10 protein-coding genes are annotated in these 15,352 nt (G+C 47.8%); 5 read left to right on the forward strand and 5 right to left on the reverse strand.

Annotation, left to right across the window (positions count from 1 at the left end):
* Nucleotides 1–231: 231 nt before the first annotated feature.
* The gene (dnaE, locus tag BC792_RS09160; RefSeq protein WP_148908698.1) at nucleotides 232–4,656 is read left to right on the forward strand and encodes a DNA polymerase III subunit alpha; all 4,425 of its coding nucleotides are present in this window, start codon (nucleotides 232–234) and stop codon (nucleotides 4,654–4,656) included.
* Between the two features lie 100 nt (nucleotides 4,657–4,756).
* Nucleotides 4,757–5,074, forward strand: coding sequence for a thioredoxin (gene trxA, locus BC792_RS09165; RefSeq protein ID WP_148908699.1), 318 nt, complete (start codon nucleotides 4,757–4,759; stop codon nucleotides 5,072–5,074).
* 39 nt (nucleotides 5,075–5,113) lie between these two features.
* On the opposite strand, the gene BC792_RS09170 is transcribed toward trxA, so the two are convergent.
* From BC792_RS09170 to BC792_RS09185, 4 genes are all read right to left on the reverse strand, one after another.
* The gene (locus BC792_RS09170; RefSeq protein WP_148908700.1) at nucleotides 5,114–6,148 is read right to left on the reverse strand and encodes a WD40/YVTN/BNR-like repeat-containing protein; all 1,035 of its coding nucleotides are present in this window, start codon (nucleotides 6,146–6,148) and stop codon (nucleotides 5,114–5,116) included.
* 87 nt (nucleotides 6,149–6,235) lie between these two features.
* The gene (locus BC792_RS09175; protein WP_148908701.1) at nucleotides 6,236–6,868 is read right to left on the reverse strand and encodes a hypothetical protein; all 633 of its coding nucleotides are present in this window, start codon (nucleotides 6,866–6,868) and stop codon (nucleotides 6,236–6,238) included.
* A 50-nt stretch (nucleotides 6,869–6,918) separates the two neighbouring features.
* The gene (lpxB, locus tag BC792_RS09180) at nucleotides 6,919–8,040 is read right to left on the reverse strand and encodes a lipid-A-disaccharide synthase (protein WP_148908702.1); all 1,122 of its coding nucleotides are present in this window, start codon (nucleotides 8,038–8,040) and stop codon (nucleotides 6,919–6,921) included.
* 91 nt (nucleotides 8,041–8,131) lie between these two features.
* A complete protein-coding gene (locus BC792_RS09185) occupies nucleotides 8,132–9,355 on the reverse strand; it encodes a porin (RefSeq protein ID WP_148908703.1) in 1,224 nt (407 codons plus the stop codon).
* Nucleotides 9,356–9,520: 165 nt separating this feature from the next.
* Between BC792_RS09185 and BC792_RS09190 the strand changes: the two genes are divergently transcribed.
* Both BC792_RS09190 and dinB read left to right on the forward strand, forming a co-directional pair.
* Entirely contained in the window at nucleotides 9,521–10,120 is a 600-nt protein-coding gene (locus BC792_RS09190) for a DUF3267 domain-containing protein (RefSeq protein ID WP_148908704.1), read from the forward strand.
* Nucleotides 10,107–11,189 carry a DNA polymerase IV gene (dinB, locus tag BC792_RS09195; protein WP_425262450.1) on the forward strand — a complete coding sequence of 361 codons (1,083 nt, stop codon included), beginning with the start codon at nucleotides 10,107–10,109 and terminating at the stop codon, nucleotides 11,187–11,189. Before BC792_RS09190 ends, dinB begins: the two co-directional genes overlap by 14 nt.
* 21 nt (nucleotides 11,190–11,210) lie before the next feature.
* On the opposite strand, the gene rpoN is transcribed toward dinB, so the two are convergent.
* Entirely contained in the window at nucleotides 11,211–12,674 is a 1,464-nt protein-coding gene (gene rpoN / locus BC792_RS09200; RefSeq protein ID WP_148908706.1) for an RNA polymerase factor sigma-54, read from the reverse strand.
* Between the two features lie 312 nt (nucleotides 12,675–12,986).
* Here rpoN and BC792_RS09205 point away from each other — a divergent pair, with 312 nt between their 5' ends.
* A complete protein-coding gene (locus tag BC792_RS09205) occupies nucleotides 12,987–15,317 on the forward strand; it encodes a penicillin-binding protein 1A (protein WP_148908707.1) in 2,331 nt (776 codons plus the stop codon).
* Nucleotides 15,318–15,352: the final 35 nt, after the last annotated feature.

The raw sequence follows: 15,352 nt of genomic DNA on the forward strand, positions 1-15,352 counted from the left end.
ACAGACACACGCTCGTATTTTAACCAGTATTGATCGTATTTTGGTGAAAGAAGCGTTATATTTATCTGGAAATGTATCCGGACGGCCGCTTTCACCGCGGGAGATTTTACCTATCCGATTTTTATGGGCTTAAACCTCACAGAGATATCCGATCGTCGAATAAATGGCAGCCGATTTATGCCGATGCGTTTCTTATTTTTTTAACTTTGTGCGAAGAGAAAGGGAACTAGGATGTATATTATATTTGATACCGAAACAACAGGTTTGCCAAAGCGGTGGGATGCTCCGATTACGGACACAGACAACTGGCCGCGATGTATACAGATCGCCTGGCAGCTGCACGATGAGATGGGTCGGCTGATTGAACATCAGGACTATCTGATCAAGCCTGACGGTTTTAATATTCCCTATGACTCGGAAAAAATACACGGAATTTCTACGGAGCTTGCCGAACAGGAGGGGGTTCCGTTGCCCGAGGTGCTTGTCAAATTCAACGCTGCATTAGCTAAAGCTAAATTTGTTGTCGGCCAGAATATCGGATTCGATATCAATATTATGGGCTGTGAGTTTTACCGTTACGGGGTTGAATCTCCGATGGCGCAGATGCCTGTGCTCGACACCTGTACCGAGGTAACCGCCGAACTGCTCCAGCTACCGGGGGGACGTGGAGGAAGATACAAGCTGCCCAACCTCACCGAGCTGCATGCGTATCTTTTCGGTGTACCTTTTGCCGAAGCGCATAACGCCACCGCTGACGTCGAAGCCACGACACGCTGTTTTTTTGAGCTCGTACGCCGGGAGGTTTTTACGCCGACCGATTTACTGGTCGATACTGGATATTTTGTAGCTTTCAAGCAGCAGAATCCCGAACCTATACCGTCGGTAGGTTTAACGCATATCAACTTAAAGGCTGCTTCAGATGCAATACGTCAGGCAACTAAGGGCGAGGCTGTTACGACTGTTATCGACGACGAGATCAGGAAAGCGTTTGAACAGGCAGAGTTCGCTCACTTACATAACCATTCCCAATTTTCTGTATTGCAGTCGACTATTTCGATTCCGGCCTTGGTGCAGGCCGCCGGAAAAGCAAACATGCCGGCTGTCGCATTAACAGACCATGGCAATATGATGGGGGCATTCCACTTTGTAAACAGCGTGCTGAGCTACAACAAAGATGTGGAGGCCAAAAACGCCGAAGCAGCAGAAAAAGGAGAGCCTCCGGTAGGCCGTATTATCACACCGGTAGTGGGCGCGGAGTTTTACGTGTGCGAAGATCATAAAGACAAGTCCCGCAAGGACAACGGCTACCAGATCGTCTTTCTGGCAAAGAACAAACGAGGGTATCACAACCTCGCTAAAATGGCGTCTATAGCCTATACTGCAGGATTTTACTACGTGCCACGTATTGACCGCTCCGTCGTTGAGCAATATAAGGAAGATTTAATCGTATTGTCCGGAAACCTGCACGGTGAGGTTCCCAGCAAAGTGCTAAATATTGGAGAGGCGCAAGCAGAGGAAGCGTTGCTCTGGTGGAAAGAACAGTTTGGGCACGACTTCTATGTGGAGATCATGCGCCACGGACAGGAAGACGAAGACCGGGTGAACGAGACGCTCATCCAGCTCGCCCGCAAACACGACATCAAGCTGGTTGCCACAAATAACACATATTACGTAAGCAAAGAGGATGCCCATGCCCACGACATCTTATTGTGTGTAAAGGACGGCGAAAAGCTTTCTACACCGAAGGGGCGTGGCCGCGGATTCCGATTCGGACTACCTAATCAGGAATACTATTTTAAGTCCACAGCCGAGATGAAAAAGGTATTTGCGGATATTCCCGACGCAATTATCAATGTTCAGGACGTGCTGAATAAAATAGAGATTTATTCGCTTAACCGGGATGTTTTGTTACCCAAATTCGAGATTCCCGAAGAGTTCCAGCATCCGGAAGATCTCGTTGACGGCGGAAAACGCGGAGAAAACGCTTATCTGCGGCATCTAACATATAGAGGGGCCGAAGAGCGTTACGAGGTCATCGATGACGTTGTCCGGGAAAGGCTCGATTTCGAGCTTGCCACAATAGAAAGAACGGGATATCCCGGCTACTTCCTTATTGTGCAGGACTTTATCGCCGCGGCGCGGGCCATGGGTGTATCCGTAGGCCCAGGCCGTGGATCGGCAGCAGGATCTGCCGTTGCCTACTGTCTGGGAATAACGAATTTAGACCCTATTAAGTACGACCTACTATTTGAGCGTTTTTTGAATCCTGACCGGGTATCCATGCCCGATATTGATGTCGACTTTGACGACGAGGGCAGAGGAAGGGTTATGCAGTACGTGATTGACAAGTATGGTGCGTCTCAGGTCGCACAGATCATCACGTACGGTACGATGGCCGCTAAGTCGTCTATTAAAGATACAGCACGCGTGCTGGATCTACCGTTACAGGACGCCAACGAGATTGCTAAGCTAATACCAAATCTCAAGCTGAGCAAAATCTTTTCAATGGACGAGAAAGGGCTGAAAGAAGTACTGCGTTCCGAAGAAATAGAGGCCGTAAACCGATTGAAATCTCTGGCGGATGGTGCAGGACTGGAAGCCGAAACCATTAAACAGGCTAGGATCCTCGAAGGTTCTATGCGTAATACAGGCGTGCATGCCTGCGGAGTCATCATTACGCCCGATGATATCACCAATTTTGTCCCCGTGTCGCTGGCCAAGGATTCCGACCTCTTCGTTACACAATTCGACAACTCTGTTGTCGAAAGTGCGGGGTTACTAAAAATGGACTTTCTCGGACTGAAGACATTGACGTTGATTAAGGATACGGTCGCCAACGTGAAGCTACGCCATGGGGTGGAATTGGATCCCGATAAATTTCCTATCGACGATCAGCTGACTTACGAGCTTTTCCAGCGCGGCGAAACCATTGGCGTGTTTCAGTACGAGTCGCCGGGAATGCAAAAATACATGAAGGAGCTCAAGCCGACCGTTTTCGCCGACTTAATCGCGATGAACGCCTTATACCGGCCGGGGCCGATGGAATATATACCATCGTTTATTAAGCGGAAACATGGTATTGAGCCGATAACCTACGATTTGGAGGCCTGTGAGGAGTATCTGCAGGAAACCTACGGGATTACTGTTTATCAGGAGCAGGTAATGCTTTTGTCCCAGAAGCTTGCAGGATTTTCCAAGGGCGATGCCGATGTCCTGCGTAAAGCCATGGGTAAGAAACAAAAGGCCGTTCTTGATAAGATGAAGCCCAAGTTTGTCAACCAGGCGGCTGAGAATGGACATGATCCGAAGGTTCTGGAAAAGATATGGACGGACTGGGAAGCCTTTGCCTCGTATGCATTTAACAAATCACACTCCACCTGCTACGCCTGGGTAGCTTACCAGACTGCTTATTTAAAAGCACATTACCCGGCAGAGTACATGGCTGCTGTTCTGTCAAACAACATGAACGACATTAAGCAGGTCACCTTCTTTATGGAAGAGTGCCGCCGGATGGGCTTGTTGGTATTGGGGCCCGACGTGAACGAGTCGCATCACAAGTTTACGGTGAACGATGAAGGGGCTATCCGCTTCGGCATGGGAGCGATAAAAGGTGTCGGAGCCGGCGCCGTGGATACCATTGTGGAAACACGCGAAAAAGGAGGGAAGTATAAGTCTATATTCGACCTTGCAAAACGTATAGATCTGCGTGCCGCCAATAAGAAGGCTTTTGAAAGTTTAGCCTATGCAGGCGGATTCGACAGCTTTACCAATACACACAGGGCGCAGTATTTCCACGTGGACGGCGATAATACGACAGGGCTTGAGAAGGCCATAAAATATGGCAACCGCGTAAAAGAAAGCGAGAGCTCCGCCCAAGCTAGCCTTTTTGGTGGTTCCGCTGCAACCGAACTGCCGGAACCTGTTCTCGCACCATGCCCACAGTGGGGCCTGATTGAGAAGCTTAAATACGAAAAGGACGTTATCGGTATCTATCTCACCAGCCATCCGCTTGATAACTACAAGTTTGAGATTAAACATTTTTGCCACAACCGTGTGCGCGACCTACAGCTCATAAACAAGGTGAAGGCTAGTGAAGTAGAGGAGGAGGTGCTCCTGGATTTCAACAGAATCAAAAACAAAGAAGTGGTCATCGGCGGGATCGTAGCAGCAGCAAACCACAGAATAGCAAAGTCGGGAAAGCCGTTCGGATCCTTTATTATAGAAGACTATAGCGACTCCTTCGAAATCATGGTGTTCGGAGAAGACTATATAAAATTTAAAGGGTACCTACAGGAGGGACTCTTTGTGCAGATACGTGGGTTGGTACAGGAACGCTTTAAACAGGTAGGAAACTGGGGATTCGAACTGAAGCATATACAACTGCTATCCGACCTCCGCGATAAGATGGCGAAGTCTTTCACGATCCAGCTTCCTTTGCATTTGCTGAACGATAAGCTCGTGGAGCACGTACACACGCTGGTAGAGTCTACGAAGCTCGAAGGCGCGGAGTCCAACTGCCAGCTCAAGTTCAAAATCCTTGACATGCAGGACGAGCTCGCCATCGAGATGCCGGCGAAATCTATAAGGATCAATTTGACCAACGAGTTTCTGGATGGCCTTGAGAAATTAGAAGGCATAAACTATAGATTAAATTGATGGGGTATAGGAATTTTATGAATGACCGGTGACGATTATATATTATTAAAATCTATATCTTTGTTCTATAGCACGAGTAATCATTAAATAAGGACATATTATGGCATTAGAAATTACAGATAGCAACTTCGAGGAGCTAGTATTAAAATCAGATAAACCTGTATTAATTGATTTTTGGGCAGAGTGGTGCGGTCCATGCCGCATGGTTGGACCTGTTGTCGACGAGATAGCAGCGGAGTACGACGGACAAGCTGTTGTGGGCAAGGTAAACGTTGATCATAACCCTGAGATTTCCGTAAAATACGGTATCCGCAACATCCCTGCGTTATTGTTCTTCAAAGGCGGAGAGATTGTAGATAAACAGATCGGCGCTGTGCCTAAATCGGTGTTGGTTGAAAAATTGACAAAACAGCTCTAAAGACACAAAGTCGGCTGACCATCTGTTCAGCCGACTTTTTTATTTTCCTTTTGTCGGTGTTGTCTGCATCACAAACACCGATATCCTTCCATCGCTTCCTGCCATGAAAACGCGCTTTTTATTTTTATCGACAGCCAACGTGTGAAATCCTTCGGCCGACAGCGGCTCCCATACACGGCCGCCATTATAGGAGATGTCTGTGCCAGAAGTTCCCGTTGCAACCACCGTGTTCCTATCGATATAGCGAACACAGGATTTAAAGCCGCTACCTTCGTTCTCGGGAGACTGCCAATTTTTTCCTCCGTCGCTGGTAAGTAATATAGTGTTTTCTTTAATCCGGTCGTCCATATAATCGCCTCCCACTGCAATACCCACTTTATCCGACCAGAAGTCGAGCGAAAATATGCCGCGGCTGGACCCGCCCTGTAACATAGGACAGGGCAGCTTATCAACTCTGCGTTCTTTCTCATTCCGGCGAAAAACATTAGCGGTTGTACCGCCCGTGCCTAGCCACACATTTCGATGGAGATAACGTATGGATGTCCCGCTGGCAGCGAAAGCCACCTCGCCGTCGTCCGCTATCAAAAACATAAAGTCTGTTACGTCTTTCCATGTCTTTCCTTTGTCGTTGGTCTGTAGAAGCTGGAAAGTACCCTCGGTCGTTGGATCTCCGACAACGAACCCTTGGCGCCCATTAAAATCCATCCCGTCCAGAAAAGCTTCCGGACGTCCGTCTCGGTATACTTCATTCCATGACGTCCCGCCATCCTCTGTACGGAGGATGACCGCGGGGCTACCCGCGCTCATCACCAACGCTTCCTTATCCGAAAAAACGGCTATATCCCGAAAATCGAACGTTTCGTATCCGGCAGGTGTCAGCCAAGTCCACTGCATTCCGCCATCTATCGACTTCCCGATTGTCCCCGACGTGCCGCTTACCCACACCTCGTTGTTGTGCGTCGCTATGCCCCGAAAGCTAACGCCGTGCTTTTGGGTCAACGTCTCGAGGCGCTGCCCCAGCAAAAATGTCGGAAATGCCAGCGTGACGCATAGCAGGAGGGTTTTACATTTCATAGTTTACCATAATATTTATGGAATATCCGATAACGCTTCCTGTTGTAAAACAACAGCCCGTACGGTATATCCAAATGGTTTGTTTACTCATTTTTCTTCGATGGTTACCGACCCTTCCTGTCCCGGAGATCCGGAATAAATCTGCCCTCCGGGGACACCGCGGAGCCCAGGGGCCGACATGGCGATACGAGAGTAGATCTGGTTGAGGTCGGTTGTCGGATTCGTCGTACGGCCGCCCTCAGAAACGTCGACATATACATAGTGATCTGCCTTCTTATCCGCACGCTGCGGAGTTACACCGCGACTGTCATAAACCAAGCGCACGTCGCCGCCGTCACCATTGGGAAATGTTGTTGTTCCATTGATTGCATCCTGCCCGCGGGCGATGACATAGAGCGACCCCAGCTTGACGAAGTTAATGTCAATATCAAAATCAGAAGCGTTGTTTCTACCTCCCATACCGCTGATAAATGCCCTCTTACCGATTTCCGCGTGCTTTACAACCAACGTCACCTTCTTCTTTCCCACGAACTGAAGCGAAGACCGGTCTTTCATAACCAACGTATCAATATACAAAGTGATGGACGAATCCCTGTTGTTAAAGTATTTTCTTTCCTTCTTGCGTAGCTCTAATTTGTTGATCCGCTGCTCCCCGGTTTGTCCAAAGGACAACGAGCAGACAAACATCATCAATACCCCGAATATTAATCTAGCTTTCATAACGATCTATACTTTTTCCTTTGTATTAGAGCAACAATCAAGAGAAAGGTTTAGTTTGACCGGTTACCGGTATAACCGGCGATGAGCTTCGCTGCCTTTTCTGACGCTCCGGGGCTGCCGAGCTTTTGCGCCAGGATATCATAGTTCTCCAAAACGCTCTCGCGGTGTTCTTTGTTGTTGATCAGTTCATGAAGCTCATCGGCAATCGAACGCGTGTCGCAATCTTCCTGAATCAATTCACGGACAGAAAGGAAACCATTTATCAGGTTGACTAAGGAGATGAACTTCACCTTAACCAAAAACCTCGCTATGGCAACTGTCAGCTTGTTGGCTTTATAGACGACAACCTGCGGCACTTTCAATATACCCGCTTCTAAGGTTGCCGTACCGCTGGTGACCACCGCCGCTTCCGCATGCAGCAACAGGTCGTAGGTTTGATCAAACACCACCTTGATGGGCAAGTCGCCGATAACTCTGTTATAATCTGCTTCACTGAAGTTGGGTGCGCCCGCCACCACAAATTGATGGGCGGGAAAAAGAAAATAAAGATCGACCATTTGGGGCAGCAGCTTATCGATCTCCATCTGCCGGCTACCGGGAAGCAATGCGATGATCGGTCGGTCGCTCAGGCTATTATCTGTCCGGAAGTCAGGATTCGGCCGATGTGCGGCAACGGCATCCAACAGCGGGTTTCCGACATATGTTACCTCGAAGCCGAACCTCCGGTAAAAATCCACTTCAAACGGCAGGATACAGAGCATGTGGTCCACCACGCGCTTTATCTTATGTACACGTCCTTCGTTCCAAGCCCAAATTTTTGGAGATATGTAGTAACAAACGCGTATACCGTGTTTTTTTGCAAACGCAGCGACTTTCAGGTTAAAACCGGGAAAATCGACTAACACAAGCGTGTCGGGCTGCTCCTTTAGCAGATCAACCTTGACCTTGTTTAGGTTTTTTGAAATTTTTCTGAGGTTCTTGATGACCTCCACAAAACCCATGAACGCCATGTCAGCGGTATGAATCAGCGGCGCAACACCTGCCGCTTCCTGCATCTGGTCGCCGCCAACGATACGGAAGGTCGCTTCTTCATCTTCCTTTTTTAACGCCTTGATTAAATTCGCTCCATGTAAATCTCCGGAAGTCTCACCTGCTATTATATAATACTTCATATAACTAAATTCACTTTAAAGATACAGCATTCTCTAATAAAAGATGAATAAACCGGGCATTATCCATAACGGGGTAAAAATCGGGTAGAAATCAGATCCCCAGCTCCACCTGTATCATGCCGCCCCAGGAGTTTTTACTGCGGTTATTGCCGAAGTCGCCGTTTTTCACCATGTAGTTTCCATTAATCTGGAATTTGAGACGATGCGCTTTTATGTATTTTGTCAGACCAAGCTCAACGAGATCTATCTGATCTTCAAGATGTCGGATCTGCTCATGTGGCGCGACGAAAGTGTAGCGGGCCGCGACCTCATAGCCTTTGTTGAGCAGATAGGAAGCTTGCTGATTCACTCCCCAACCTTTGTAGGCGTAAGTTTCTTCCTCCTCCGGTCCATCAACCTGATTAAGCCTATCGTCAACGATATTAAACGGGTTATCGACATCGCGTCTCATGTATTCCGCTTGATAGGCAAATCCTCTGTACTTAAAGATGGCGTCCACAAAAGACGTTTTAAGTGTAAACGGATTTTTTACGTATCGCCCTAATTGACCGCCTTCCCTCGTTGTCCGGTCGTTGTAGCTGTAACCGCCACCAATGGATAGCTTAGGGGTCGTTTCCCGTTCAATATCGCCTTCGGAATAATCTCCATCGTTCGTAAACTGTCCCAAAGGCAGGAATTCCACGCGCCCAGTATAAGCCAGCCCGTCGTCCGTACCGCTGGCAACACGGCCCTCACCCGTCGAAATCGCGGCCTTCGCGTTGAACGGCATTTCGCCGATTTTCTTACTTAAATTGAGCGTAAGACCAAAATCACGGTCTATGGTGAAATTACCGTTCACCAACGAGCGGTCGGCAAATTGCAGCTGCCCCGAGGAGTTTACACGCTGCCGGTTGCCTGGAAGCTTGTTCTGACCGAATGAAATGTAAAAGTCGTCCGTGAAATTGTAAAACACCACCGCGTCGCGGACGATGTTTGCCACCCCTGTGTCGTCAAAATCCTGGTCCGAACGTGTAAAAGCCAGCTGAATAGAGTAGGAGATCTTGCGCGTATAGATATAACCATCAATACGCATACGTAGCCGGCGTATCCGCGCGTCAAATTTTCCATTATCGGCGTCATCGAGAACATTGTTGTATCCCAGCCTGTTTTGCATACGGAAGCGGAAGTTGGTATAGAACAGCGAATCGTTGCTGGTATACTGAATTCCTTTAAAATTCAAAATAGTAGCGCGGTCATCCCTCTCCTGAGCCATGGCTGTTTTAGGCAGGCATAGACCACATAGGGCGCCAACAAATAGTGCTAGTCTGGTTTTCATTTCAATCGAATCGAACGTGGGTTGTTTACTTTTCACAAATAGTCGCAACGCGCAAAGATACATATATAATGCGTAAAGTTTTGCTCCAAAAATAGAGATTTCTACTCCCGAGAAGTTCGGGGTGCGCGGATTTTCCTGTGTTATAGTTTTTGCCTATTTTTAGTCGTGGAAAACCCAAACTATATCAAGGAAAAGCGGACGGTGAGTCTGGCCAGGGCCAACCGCCTTGGCTGCCTTCTTTACTTTCCGGTGGTTCTGGTTTACGGGCTACCGTTCCATCTATTGACAGAACACATTTCGTCAATAAGTGATTATATGGATATGCTGAAGACGGCCGTGCAGCCTGCACCATTTATATTGGTCGTGCTTGCTGTATTATTTGGAGGTATTATTTTACATGAGTTGATCCACGGTATAACGTGGGCTTTGTTCGCCCGTCGGGGGTGGCGATCCATCCGCTTCGGCGTCCTGTGGAAATATATGACGCCCTACTGCCACTGCCGCGATCCGCTAACTATTTCGCAATATATCTGGGGAGCTATTATGCCGTTTGTAATTTTGGGCCTCATACCAGGAGTTGCTTCCTGGTTTACGGGGAGTGTAGCGCTGCTGGCGTTCGGTATCTTCTTCACCGTTTCAGCCGTCGGCGATTTCATGATTATCGGTCTGATCCGCAAGGAGCCGCACGGCTCGCTGGTTCTCGACCACCCCTCGGAAGCAGGGTATTACATATATAATCCCAAGGATGCCCATGCTCGAAATTAAGCGAAAAATAATACACATCGATATGGATGCTTTCTATGCGTCCGTCGAGCAGCGCGACTTTCCCGAACTGCGCGGCAAACCGTTGGCTGTCGGCGGATCGCCGGACGGCAGAGGTGTGGTGGCAACCGCCAGCTACGAAGCACGCAAGTTCGGTGTCAAATCGGCTATGCCGTCGCGGCAGGCGATACAGCTATGTCCGCAACTCATTTTTTGCCGGCCTCGTTTTGAAGTATACAAGGAGGTCTCGCGGGCCATCCGAGAAATCTTCTCCCGTTATACGGACCTGATTGAACCCCTGTCATTGGACGAAGCGTATCTCGACGTGACACACGACAAACCCGGCATTGGGTCGGCAATTGAAGTCGCCAAGGCCATCAAAGACGCTATCCGCTACGAACTGGATTTGACAGCCTCCGCAGGCGTATCCATTAATAAGTTCATCGCTAAGATCGCATCCGATTACCATAAGCCTGATGGCCTCACGTTCATAGGTCCGTCGAAGATCGTTCCGTTTTTAGAGAAGCTACCTATCGAAAAGTTCTTCGGAGTAGGGAAGGTCACCGCACAGAAGATGAAAGGAATGGGGATACATACAGGAGGCGATTTAAAACGGTTTTCCGAAACAGAACTGATCAGCAGGTTCGGCAAGTCGGGTAAGTTTTTCTATCATATCGTGCGCGGTGAAGACGACCGGCCTGTGAAGCCGAACCGGATTTCCAAGTCAATTGGCGCAGAGGATACTTTCGAGACCGACCTGTTTGAATTAGAAGACATGTTACTGGAGCTAAAGGCGCTCAGCGAGAAAGTGGAGAAGCGGCTAACGGCAAAATCGTCCCAGGGCCGGACCGTTACACTTAAGATAAAGTTTGCCGATTTCACGCAGATCACCCGAAGCAGGACAACGCCTTCGTATATCCATAGTGCGCAGGAGATCTTGCAATACGCCTCCGAATTGTTTAGCAAAGTAGACCTGGAGAATAGAAAGGTAAGGCTGCTCGGTATCAGCATTTCGAACTTTTATGAAAACGACGTGGAAAAGCTGCATAACCCGCAGCTCCGTCTGTTCTAGGTAAAACAAAAAAGAAAGGAGCTACAGCTCCTTTCTAAGTCTTGCAACCGGTATATTCATGGCTTCCCGATATTTGGCCACGGTTCTTCTCGCGATCGTGTACCCTTTTTCCTTTAAGATTTCGGTAAGTTTCTCGTCCGCCAAGGGCTTTTTCTTATCTTCGTTGGCAATACATTCTTCGAGGATCTTCTTCACCTCTTTATTGGAAACCTCCTCCCCGGAGTCCGTTTGTATCGCTTCCGAGAAAAACGACTTCAGCAGGAAAGTACCAAACTCAGTCTGCACATACTTTGAGTTCGCTACACGCGACACTGTCGAAATGTCCATCTCTATGCGGTCGGCAATATCTTTTAGGATCATCGGCTTCAGCAGGCGCTCATCTCCTGTCTGAAAATACTCGTATTGGTACTCCATAATCGCATTCATCGTCTTCAACAACGTCTGTTGCCGTTGCTTTATCGCGTCGATAAACCACTTGGCGGAGTCGAGCTTCTGCTTCACAAACTGAACGGCCTCCTTCATCTTTTTGTCGGTCTTTTCAGCTTTCTCGTAGTGTTCAAACATTTCTTGATAGGAGCGCGACACACGAAGTTCGGGTGCATTCCGTCCGTTCAATGTGAGATGCAGCACGCCATCGTTGTTCGAGATATGAAAGTCCGGAATGATATGAAGCTGCTTTCCCGCCACAGCCCCCGAATCGCCGGGCTTGGGGTTTAACTTCAGGATTTCCGCAATGATGTCGCGCAGTTCGATAGAGTTTACTCCCAGCTGCTTCTCTATCTTATCATAATGTTTCTTCGTAAACTCTTCTAAATGATTTTCAACAACCTTAATGGCCTGACAAATAATAGGGTTATTTGCATCTTTTTTACGTAATTGTATAAGCAGGCATTCCTGCAGATCGCGGGCACCAATGCCTGCCGGCTCGAAGTCCTGGATAACTTTCAGCATAGCCTCCACTTCCTGCTCATTTACAATAACATTTTGTGAAAAAGCAAGGTCATCAATCAGCGACAGCGTCGGACGCCTTAAGTATCCATCATCGTCAAGACTTCCAATTATCTGCTGCCCAATAAGATAATCTTGGTCAGACAAGGCCAGAAGATCCAATTGATTCTGTAGCGTCTCAAAAAAAGAATCCTGTATAGCAATAGGAATTTCCTTTCGATCATCTTCATCATCTCCTCCGTAATTACCCGAATAATCGTTATAGTCGTCCTCCTGTATATATTCGTCCACACTAAATTCTTCTTCAAAGTCACCGCTTTCTTCGTCGTAGCTATCGTCAGGATCTTTATCGGGGTATTCTTCAACAGGGTCAGTCATATTCGTCAAACTTCCATCCTCTAGGGCAGGATTTTCTTCCAGCTCTTCCTTAATACGGGCATCCAAAGAAACCGTAGGAACCTGTAACAGTTTGATAAACTGAATCTGCTGAGGCGAAAGTTTCTGTAATAATTTTTGCTGTAGTGTTTGCTTTAACATCGTCTATGCTTCTTTTCAATCGTAAAAATACTTAAATAAATCGTAAAAGTAAATCGTCGCTTATAAAGCAGGCAGAATTCAAATTAAATTATCCGCGCTTGGCCGGGAACCTTTTCTTTTTACATCGGGCAGGAGAACGGCATGTTCATGCTGACATTCCTTTGGGCGTGAACAAAATAGGACAACCTGCGGCAGGACGTCTATGGAAAAGGTGTGCCCAAAAATGTTAAAATTAGTTAATTCCAAAACCGCAATTCCCTTTTTTTACGTTCAATGGCTGTTTTTCGAAAAACAATTTTCATCTTTACCGTTATGTTTAGAAGGATTAAAAACAGGTTTCTCCGATATATTTTAATTGCTGTTTATAGCTTGATTCTTTTGATTTGTGCCGTACAACTTAACTTCCTCTGGCTGTTCGGCTATTCGCCTACCAAAAAAGATATTATTCTTCCAACATTAAACGTATCCTCCGAATTATACACGGCAGATTCAGTGTTAATAGGCCGGTATTTTCAGGAAGACAGGGATCCTGTTTCCTACGACAGCATTTCGGAGAATATTTTAAATGCGTTGATTGCGACAGAAGACGTCCGTTTCTATAAACATAGTGGAGTGGATTTTTTCGGCCTATTCTCGGGCATTGTCTCCACGTTACGGGGCGACAAGAGAGGCGGAAGCACCATCACGCAGCAGCTTGCGAAAAATCTATACCGTACACGCTATGCGCAGTCGCAGGGCCTGCTGGGGCATATTCCGGGGCTGCGTATGGCCGTAACGAAGTTTAAAGAGTGGCTGACTGCATATAAGCTGGAAAGCCGCTACGAGAAGAACGACATTATTACGATGTACCTCAATACGGTCTCATTTAGCAACAATGCGTATGGAATTAAGTCGGCTTCGATACGCTACTTCAACAAGCATCCGAAAGACCTGACTGCGCCCGAAGCCGCCGTACTTGTAGGAATGCTTAAGGGTACGACGCTGTATAACCCAATACGGAATCCGAAGAAATCCCTGGAACGCAGAAACGTGGTCCTCGGACAGATGCAGAAAGAGGGCTATATCTCCAACGAGGAGTTTACGTCGTTATCGAAGGTTCCGCTGGGACTAAACCTGAACAGTCAGGAAGCCAGGGGGGCCAACGACTCCTACTTACGGGCAGCAGTGGAAAAATGGCTGGAAAAGTGGAGCGAAGAGAACGATGTTGATATTTATACCGCCGGACTGAAGATCTACACAACCATCGACTCCCGCATGCAGAAAATAGCGGAGGAAGCCGTCAGCAAGCAGATGAAGGAGCTTCAGAGACGGCTGGATAATGTATGGGGAGATGAACTCCCGTGGAGGGACAAAAGCGGCGCCGTTATAGAAGGTTTTCTGGAAGATAAGGCCCGTAAGCTCCCTATTTTCAAATCACTTATGGAGGAGTATAAAGACGAGCAACGGGTATTCGATATCCTTAGCCAGCCTAAGAAAATGCGTGTATTCACCTGGGATGACCCGGCAAAAGAGGTTAACATGTCGACGTTAGACTCCCTAAAGCACTACCTAACCATGCTCAATACTGGAATGATGGCCATGAACCCCTATAACGGACAGATCAAAGTATGGGTAGGCGGGATCAACCATCAGTATTATAAGTTCGACCACGTAAATCAGGCTAGACGGCAGGCCGGATCCACCTTTAAACCATTTGTCTATCTTACGGCCCTGGAAAGCGGCATGACGCCCTGCGACACCTACGAAGATAAACCCGTCCGGTTAGACTTTGTTAACAAAAAAGGAGAGCAGGAAGTTTGGGAGCCGAAAAATGCCGACTGGACATTTTCTTACCGGAAGATGTCGCTTCGCTGGGCAATGGCTCGTTCTTTAAACACAGTTACGGCACAAATAACCCGCGATGTGGGCTGGGACAAGATCGTGGAGACGGCACATCGCGTCGGTATTACAAGCCACTTAGAATCCGTGCCTTCGGTAGGGCTCGGTTCTAATGACGTGTCGGTATTTGAAATGGTCAACGCGTACGCTACCTTTATGAATGAAGGGAAACGTGTCGAACCGATTTTGGTATCGAAAATTTACGATAGCGACGGAAAGATGATTGCCTCATTCGAAACTAAGCAGAAGCAGGTGATCGATCCGGAGAACGCCTGGCTGATGACGTACATGTTAAGAGGGACGATGGAAGAGCCCGGAGGTACTTCACAGGCGCTATGGGAGTGGGATCTGTTCGGTAACAACAATCAGGTGGGCGGCAAGACGGGTACGTCTTCAGATTATGTCGACGGATGGTATATGGGCGTTACCAAAGATCTGGTGGCCGGCGTGTGGGTGGGCTGCGATGAGCAGAGCGTACATTTTAAAAACTCGCATACAGGCGAAGGGTCAAAGACAGCTTTACCCATATACGCGCTGTTTATGGAGGAGCTCTATAAGCATCCCGAGCTCGGCGTGACACAAGGGGAGTTTCCCGAGCCCAAAGTGGAGATCAAGAAAAAGTACTACTGTCCTAGTCCGCGGATTACGATTTCAGCGCCGGCAGACAGTACAGCGGGACCGGATATAGACACGAGTTTAGATGTCCTGGAAGGTACAGAAGAAGAAATTATGGAGGTTCCGGAAACAACAGAAGAAAACCGATAGCGATAAATTTGTATTTTTATTGTAACTAATCTTTA

It is taken from the genome of Sphingobacterium allocomposti, assembly GCF_008124885.1.
GTDB lineage: Bacteria > Bacteroidota > Bacteroidia > Sphingobacteriales > Sphingobacteriaceae > Sphingobacterium > Sphingobacterium allocomposti.

Excerpts from the sequence above, each read along its gene's own strand:
- dnaE (WP_148908698.1), top strand. The coding sequence starts at position 232 with ATGTATATTATATTTGATACCGAAACAACAGGTTTGCCAAAGCGGTGG.
- trxA (WP_148908699.1), top strand. The coding sequence starts at position 4,757 with ATGGCATTAGAAATTACAGATAGCAACTTCGAGGAGCTAGTATTAAAA.
- BC792_RS09170 (WP_148908700.1), bottom strand. The coding sequence starts at position 6,148 with ATGAAATGTAAAACCCTCCTGCTATGCGTCACGCTGGCATTTCCGACA.
- BC792_RS09175 (WP_148908701.1), bottom strand. The coding sequence starts at position 6,868 with ATGAAAGCTAGATTAATATTCGGGGTATTGATGATGTTTGTCTGCTCG.
- lpxB (WP_148908702.1), bottom strand. The coding sequence starts at position 8,040 with ATGAAGTATTATATAATAGCAGGTGAGACTTCCGGAGATTTACATGGA.
- BC792_RS09185 (WP_148908703.1), bottom strand. The coding sequence starts at position 9,355 with ATGAAAACCAGACTAGCACTATTTGTTGGCGCCCTATGTGGTCTATGC.
- dinB (WP_425262450.1), top strand. The coding sequence starts at position 10,107 with ATGCTCGAAATTAAGCGAAAAATAATACACATCGATATGGATGCTTTC.
- rpoN (WP_148908706.1), bottom strand. The coding sequence starts at position 12,674 with ATGTTAAAGCAAACACTACAGCAAAAATTATTACAGAAACTTTCGCCT.
- BC792_RS09205 (WP_148908707.1), top strand. The coding sequence starts at position 12,987 with ATGTTTAGAAGGATTAAAAACAGGTTTCTCCGATATATTTTAATTGCT.